This window comes from Acinetobacter sp. GN11 (genome assembly GCF_054823985.1).
Genome location: NZ_JRVL01000123.1, coordinates 1 through 5,411, shown reverse-complemented (window position 1 = coordinate 5,411; position 5,411 = coordinate 1). Strand labels below are relative to the sequence as shown.

The 5,411-nt window shown below is 36.8% G+C and carries 8 protein-coding genes; 3 read left to right on the top strand and 5 right to left on the bottom strand.

Translation table 11 applies throughout. The annotated features are described in order from the left end of the window. Positions 1–615, top strand: a 615-nt coding sequence (locus NL42_RS11885; protein WP_461312897.1) for a tetratricopeptide repeat protein, incomplete at its 5' end; no start/stop codon positions are given. Between the two features lie 128 nt (positions 616–743). Here the strand turns inward: NL42_RS11885 and NL42_RS11880 are convergent. Both NL42_RS11880 and NL42_RS11875 read right to left on the bottom strand, forming a co-directional pair. Beyond that, a complete protein-coding gene (locus NL42_RS11880) occupies positions 744–962 on the bottom strand; it encodes a DUF6500 family protein (RefSeq protein WP_005078562.1) in 219 nt (72 codons plus the stop codon). Positions 963–989: 27 nt separating this feature from the next. Further along, positions 990–1,325, bottom strand: coding sequence for a winged helix-turn-helix transcriptional regulator (locus tag NL42_RS11875; RefSeq protein WP_461312896.1), 336 nt, complete (start codon positions 1,323–1,325; stop codon positions 990–992). Positions 1,326–1,441: 116 nt separating this feature from the next. Between NL42_RS11875 and NL42_RS11870 the strand changes: the two genes are divergently transcribed. Both NL42_RS11870 and NL42_RS11865 read left to right on the top strand, forming a co-directional pair. After that, entirely contained in the window at positions 1,442–1,999 is a 558-nt protein-coding gene (locus tag NL42_RS11870) for an NAD(P)H-dependent oxidoreductase (protein ID WP_461312895.1), read from the top strand. A gap of 131 nt (positions 2,000–2,130) precedes the next feature. Next, positions 2,131–2,472, top strand: a complete 342-nt coding sequence (locus tag NL42_RS11865) for a DHCW motif cupin fold protein (protein WP_001017481.1) — start codon at positions 2,131–2,133, stop codon at positions 2,470–2,472. Positions 2,473–2,733: 261 nt separating this feature from the next. Here the strand turns inward: NL42_RS11865 and NL42_RS11860 are convergent, their stop codons facing one another. The 3 genes from NL42_RS11860 to NL42_RS11850 all read right to left on the bottom strand — a co-directional run bounded on the left by NL42_RS11860 (position 2,734) and on the right by NL42_RS11850 (position 5,246). Beyond that, complete coding sequence (locus NL42_RS11860) at positions 2,734–3,039, bottom strand: cupin domain-containing protein (protein ID WP_461312894.1); 306 nt, start codon at positions 3,037–3,039, stop codon at positions 2,734–2,736. Between the two features lie 643 nt (positions 3,040–3,682). Next, on the bottom strand, positions 3,683–4,345 hold the full coding sequence (elbB, locus tag NL42_RS11855) for an isoprenoid biosynthesis glyoxalase ElbB (protein WP_461312893.1): 663 nt from the start codon (positions 4,343–4,345) through the stop codon (positions 3,683–3,685). Between the two features lie 88 nt (positions 4,346–4,433). After that, positions 4,434–5,246, bottom strand: a complete 813-nt coding sequence (locus NL42_RS11850; protein ID WP_461312892.1) for a helix-turn-helix transcriptional regulator — start codon at positions 5,244–5,246, stop codon at positions 4,434–4,436. Positions 5,247–5,411 lie beyond the last annotated feature (165 nt).

The window sequence follows — 5,411 nt, the reverse complement described above, 5'->3', positions numbered from 1 at the left end:
ATTGAAGAAATTAAAAATATGGCGCAACAAGAAGATACAGATGCTCAAGTAAAATTGGGCCTTTTTTATATTCAAGGTTTGGGTGTTCCTCAAGATTATATCTTAGCAAGACAGTGGTTCGAAAAAGCTGCCAAACAAGGTAATAGAGATGCTGAATATAATCTTGGAGTCATCTATGAAAATGGGAATGGTATACCTCAGAATTATAAATTAGCAGCTGAGTGGTATCAAAAAGCAGCTGAAAAAGGACGATCTAATGCTCAATACAATTTAGGTAATTTATACGCAAATGGGGTAGGAGTTGCACAGGATTATAAAATAGCAAAGCAATGGTTTGAAAAGGCAGCGGAACAAGGAAACGCCGATGGTGAATATAGTCTGGGCGTTATGTATGAGTATGGAGATGGTACTGCTCAAGATTATAAGATAGCAGTAGAGTGGTATCAAAAAGCGGCAACCCAAGGTAATGCGAATGCTCAGTTTAACCTAGGTATTTTATACGCTAAAGGTTTAGGTGTTTCTAAGAATTATGAAATAGCTAAACAATGGATTGAGAAAGCAGCTGAACAGAGCCATGAGAACGCTCAAATAATTATCACCCAATTAGCTTCTTAATAACTCTTAACCAAATAGAAGACTTAAACCATTTGGCTTAAGTGTACTAGCTTAAACCAGATCTGACAGTTACCCATTTCTCAGAGTATCTGTCAGATTAAATCTAAGTTTTTTAAATGACACTATTTCTAACTTTCACTCAAAACCAACTCTTTAATCTTAACCGCCTTCTCGAAGTGATCTAGCTTATGCTCCATAATCCACCAATGCGCTGCTTCCATCAGTAACTCAGGGTTATCATTCTTATTTTTAAAAAAAGCATAAAAAGATAGACCGACATTGTCTCCCTTCTTTTCAATTTTATCGTCGCATCCCTTAATAAAAATTTCTCTTAATTCATTTCTCATATTTAGTATCACTTCAAGTCTATAAAACTAAGACGACTTATTGCGCTCGCCCCAATTGCACATCATATCTAATAAAGGAATCAAAGACTGTCCTCTTTCTGAAAGAGGGTACTCAACTTTAGGCGGAATTTGAGGATATTCCTTGCGAGTAATAAGCTCGTCTCTTTCTAATTCTTTAAGTGTATTGCTGAGTGTTCTAAATGAAATATTGCCAATGCAGCGTTGCATCTCATTAAAACGCATGACATTTCTTTCATACAGCCAATACATAATAATCATTTTATATTTGCCATTAATCAAAGAAAGGGTATAGCCAAAACCTGTCTCTTCTAATGGCGTATGTGATGGAACGCATTCAGTCATTTTTAAAATCTACACTATCTTTTAGTATAGTATATAATACAAATTACCGTACTTATATTTAGGAAAGCACACTTCTATAATCGATTTATCAACTTTTCGATAAGAGTGTTTTCATAATGAAAAAGACATTAGTCATTGTTACTCACCCTCACATAGACCAGTCTGTTGTAAATAAAAGATGGGTAGAGGAACTAGAAAAACATCCAGATCAATTTACAGTTCACCAAATTTATCAAGCCTATCCAGACGGTGCGATTGATGTTGCCAAAGAGCAAGCACTGGTCGAAGAGCACGAAAATTTGGTATTTCAATTTCCAGTGTATTGGTTTAACTGTCCACCGCTTTTGAAACAATGGATTGATGAAGTTGTGACTTATGGTTGGGCTTACGGCTCAACAGGCGACAAGCTTAAAAATAAGAAGTTTATGTTGGCTTTGTCTGCTGGAGTGAAAGAAAAAGTTTATTCAGAGTATGGTGGATATAACCTTTCTTTAGAGCAGATTTTTACTCCATTTAAGCTAACGGCTTTATATGTTGGGGCGGACTATCAACCACTTCATGCATTTTATGGTTTAGACACAAACCCTTCAGAAGATGATGATGTTCCGACTCAACAAGATATAGCGGATAATGCGGTTGAGTACGTTCAGAAGTTATTAGCGTTGTCTGAGTAGGTTTAAAGAAGGAAGGCCTAAGCGTGAGAGTTTGGGCCTGCTGGTATCTTTATGATTTATTAATAAATCGTTTGCAAAAATTGAATTTGTCTATAAGTTGAAAATACAATAATACGTCTTTGGAAAAAATTATGAATATCGCGCCTTTTCCATTTCAAATTACAAACTGGGAAGAAATTGAAGTCACTGAATATAGCGGTGAAACAGGAAAAGCTTATTGGAAAACTCAATTTTTTGGTGAAGAAACAAATAAAATTAGAGTAAGACTTGTTGAGTACTCAGCAAATTACTTAGCAGACCATTGGTGTGAAAAAGGGCATATATTATTTTGTCTAGAAGGGGAGTTAGAAAGTAGATTGAAAGATGGCCGAACATTCACTTTAACTTCAGGGATGAGTTATCAAGTCGGAGACAATTCAGAGCCACACCAGTCTTTTAGCTTGAATGGTGCGAAGTTACTTATCGTTGATTAGATTTATACAAAGAACGCAATCAAATAAAGGGATAAAGGCTTAAATATATTGTGATAGGGGCTCAATTATCTAGTAAAACCCGGTGAGACTAATGTCACCGGGTCGTATTAAGTGTATTAGCTCAGACTTGATCTGACGGTTTTCACTGGCAGCACACAATCGAATCTGACAGTCTGCTTTGAGCGAAATATAGTCATCCCCCCCCTGCTAACTACACTTTGAATTGATTCATGGTATGCGCTTCTGAGGGCAAAAAACAGTTTATGTTTCTGGTAAGTCGATGATTACCAGTGTGCCAAAGCTGCCAATTTCCACGGTATGAGGAACTCCGGCTTTGGCTACATAAAGCTGACCAGAGGTTACAGAAATTTTTTTACCTCCAACACGCAGTTCCAGACATCCGTCAATGACCAGTAACCCCTCGTCATACTCATGTACCTCTTCAATTATTGAGCGTTCATCCATTCGCAGAACTTTGAGATTTGCGTCCCCTATGTGGCCTAATACTTGAGAGTGCCAAGCCTGCGGTAACGCCTGCGCTTCGATCCTAAGGTCATAAAATGACATAAGATCATTTCCTTTAATATTCCTGTAGTGCATTTATGACATATAAATTCCCTTTCGCCATATAACAAATATGGAAAAACATTTCGAAAAAAAGCTATCTATTTTATCAATACACGATTAATTCTGACGTGGCAGAGGATGCATTCTGTTCTTCCAGAATCATAATTATCGCAGAGCCGATGAGGGTAATTGCGTCCGCTTATGGCACGGAGCTGCCTGTCAGATTAGGTTTAGATCTGTGCCATAGCTGTGTCAGGTCAAATCTGAGCTAATACATATTAAGAGTGTGAGTTGTATCAGATGTTCAGATTACATTAGTCCCAAGTTCCATCCTGGATATTCCACTTCGCAGGCGTGGCTCCAGATACGAATCGTAAGAAATTACGTTCTACTGTCAGTGGGCGCCCTGACTCACGATCTTTCTGCCAGATCTCGTAGTAGTTACCCATATCGTAAAATGTAACCTTATCATCCTTAACATTAATAAAACAAAGACCAATAGTCTTTAGAATTGAAAGGGGGAAAGTGTTCAGTTAGTTTTCTCTGTCACTGTAAAGGCCCATCACTAGTAGGTATTGCCCAGGATCTATTAAAGAACGCAACCAAATAAAGGGATAGCAATTTCTATCCCTAATCAAATACCTTAATTTGTCAAAGTTGTCATGGCATTAACTAAACTTTTAATTCCTAAAAAGACATCCTTTAAACCAGCTTGGTCATCCATATAGGCAGGCGTGGTAACAAATAAGTTTTGTTTATCGACCACGCAGCTTGAGGTCTGGCAAAGATGATGAATCGAACCCGTTTTTTCAATTTCCTTAGCAGTGTTAACGTCAGACCCCAAAGTGATATTTGGGTGTAAGTCTCCAAAAGTAAGTGCTAATAGTGCAGGGGATATGCAAATTGCCCCGATCGGTTTCTTACTTTGATGAAAGGCTTTTAAAATTGAGGCAACTGTAGAATGTACTCTTGCTTCTGCTCCTTTAAAGGCAAAAGTTGATAAATTTTTTGCGACTCCGAATCCACCCGGAAGAAGAAGGCCATCAAATTCATTTTCATTAAGTTGATCGAGTGAGGAAATTTCACCTCGGGCAATTCGTCCTGCTTCTTGTAAAATATTTCTCCGCTCAGTCTTATTTATTTCGCCACTCACATGGTCGATGACATGAAACAAAGGCTCATCAGGTGCAAAAATTTGATATTCAATATTGGCTGTGTCTAAAGCTAATAGGGTTAAAACAGATTCTCTAATTTCAGAACCATCCAAATAACCACAACCCGATAAAATGACTGCTACTTTTTTCATCTGCTTTCTTAAGACCTTTTTTAGTGTGCAAAAGATCTTAAGTTTTCTTCTTAAATTTTTTTATACGCAGATTTGCCATAATTTCGCCTTAAGTAAGCATTTTGGTTTTGCGTAGTTCACGAGGGGTGATCCCAAACAAATTTTTAAATTGTTCTGTAAATCTAGATTGAGATTGGTAGCCACATTCAAATGCAATATTTCCAATACTAGTGTTAGTAGTATGAATTAAGTGCAATCCATGCCCCAGTCTTACTCTATTGCGAATATCTTGAATACTGTTTCCCTCACTTTTTAGCTTTCTTCTTAGTGTCGATGAACTCATAAAAAGTTGGGATGCGATAAATTCAGCTGTGAGTTCTGTAGATAGATGATCAGAAATTAATGCCTGAACTTTTTCACTCAAGCTGGTAGTCATGTTTAGGCTAGAGATGTCGGTGTAACCAGAATGATAAATAAGTTCTAAAAGTTCTTTTCTTCTAAATTTAAAAACAGAAGGCGGCGCAATGAGAGAAAAATCTATAAATTGAGAAAGTGCATTTTCGAGTAAGGCGTTGAGTTGGCCTTGTACAAATTTTTTAGAAGTTCCTGACGGATTTGGGAGGTCTTTAAAGTCATCAAAATCGAATTCGATGAGGAGCGCAAAATATTCTTCTTGATTTGGAATGTTGCGCATATCAATGCTGGCGCTATTTGATAGAAATATAAAAGAACCGGCTTCACATACAATATTTTCAGTTCTCCCTAACTCTTTAACACCACTTAAAATAGCGATGAGTAATGGTTTCGTAATTGGAACATTTCTAATTTTTTGTTCTTTATAGGCTGAATAAATTGAAAAAGGTAAATTTAAATTGTTATCTAAGTTAATTGCTTGTTTAGCTAAAGAAGTGAGATTTTTCATTGAGTTAAAATGTTTGATTTAATCTATGGCTTAAATAAGATCAGAAAATTATCGGTTTTTTCGAGGCTGTTTTTAATATTTGGTTAATAAAAAAGCCTAAACCCATTAGGTTTAAGCCTCTTTAAATTTCAATTCTGGCGGTGAGAGAGGGATTCGAACCCTCGA

Coding starts and splice junctions, on each gene's coding strand:
- NL42_RS11880 (WP_005078562.1), bottom strand. CDS start 962: ATGAGAAATGAATTAAGAGAAATTTTTATTAAGGGATGCGACGATAAA.
- NL42_RS11850 (WP_461312892.1), bottom strand. CDS start 5,246: ATGAAAAATCTCACTTCTTTAGCTAAACAAGCAATTAACTTAGATAAC.
- NL42_RS11870 (WP_461312895.1), top strand. CDS start 1,442: ATGAAAAAGACATTAGTCATTGTTACTCACCCTCACATAGACCAGTCT.
- NL42_RS11860 (WP_461312894.1), bottom strand. CDS start 3,039: ATGTCATTTTATGACCTTAGGATCGAAGCGCAGGCGTTACCGCAGGCT.
- NL42_RS11865 (WP_001017481.1), top strand. CDS start 2,131: ATGAATATCGCGCCTTTTCCATTTCAAATTACAAACTGGGAAGAAATT.
- NL42_RS11875 (WP_461312896.1), bottom strand. CDS start 1,325: ATGACTGAATGCGTTCCATCACATACGCCATTAGAAGAGACAGGTTTT.
- elbB (WP_461312893.1), bottom strand. CDS start 4,345: ATGAAAAAAGTAGCAGTCATTTTATCGGGTTGTGGTTATTTGGATGGT.